At 63.5% G+C, this 1,213-nt stretch carries 1 protein-coding gene; it reads left to right on the plus strand.

Annotated elements, in window-relative coordinates; all coding sequences use genetic code 11:
* Window positions 1-1,213: AMP-binding protein (locus ACIO3R_RS39530; RefSeq protein ID WP_402111959.1), on the plus strand; the 1,213-nt coding region annotated here is incomplete at both ends.

Raw genomic sequence — 1,213 nt, forward strand, 5'->3', positions numbered from 1 at the left:
CCCGATGACCTCGCCTACATCATCTACACCTCAGGCTCCACCGGCAGACCCAAAGGCGTCGCCCTCGAACACCGAGGCGTCGTCAACTACCTCCACTGGTGCGACCAGAACTACCCCACCACCGAACCCAACGGCATCGGCACCATCCTCTACTCCTCCATCACCTTCGACCTCACCATCACCGCCCTCTTCCTCCCCCTCATCCAAGGCACCCAACTCGTCATCCCCCACACACAACCCGGCCAGACCGCATTCGACGCCGCAATCGACCTCATCCTCACCAACACCCCAATCAGCTTCCTCAAAGCAACCCCCTCCCACCTCGAAATCCTCGCCGCCCACCTCACCACCCAAAACGCCACCCACCACATCACCACCATCGTCGCCGGCGGCGAAAACCTCACCCCCACCCTCACCACCCAACTCCTCAACACCACCACCACCCACACCACCATCAGCAACGAATACGGCGCCACCGAAGGCTCCGTCGCCAACGTCATGAGCCTCACCACCACACCCGACCCCAACGGCCACACCACCACCCTCGGCCAACCCATCACCAACACCACCACCTACATCCTCGACCACCACAACCAACCCGCACCCATCGGCATCCCCGGACACGCACTCCTCGGCGGCACCTGCCTCGCCCGCAACTACCACAACCAACCCACCCTCACCACCCAACGCTTCACCCCCAACCCCCTCCACACCACCACCAACACCACCGACACCACCGACACCACCGACACCACCGACACCAACACCAACGTCACCCCCAACAGCCCCCGCACCTACCACACCGGCGACCTCCTCACCTGGCGCCCCGACGGCACCCTCGAATTCATCGGCCGCATCGACAACCAAATCAAACTCCGCGGCTACCGCATCGAACTCGGCGAAATCGAAAACGCCCTCACCACCCACCCCCACATCACCACCACCACCGTCACCCTCCGCGAAGACACCCCCGGCGACAAACGCCTCACCGCCTACATCACCACCACCCCCCAAACCAACCCCACCACCACCGAACTCCGCACCCACCTCCAACACCAACTCCCCCACTACATGATCCCCACCACCTACATCACACTCAACGAACTCCCCCTCACCCCCAACGGCAAAATCGACACCAAAGCCCTCCCCACACCCAACCACCACCGCCCCGACCTCAACCACACCTACACCGCCCCCCGCACCACCACCGAAC

Source organism: Streptomyces sp. NPDC087428 (assembly GCF_044744085.1).
Taxonomy (GTDB): domain Bacteria; phylum Actinomycetota; class Actinomycetes; order Streptomycetales; family Streptomycetaceae; genus Streptomyces.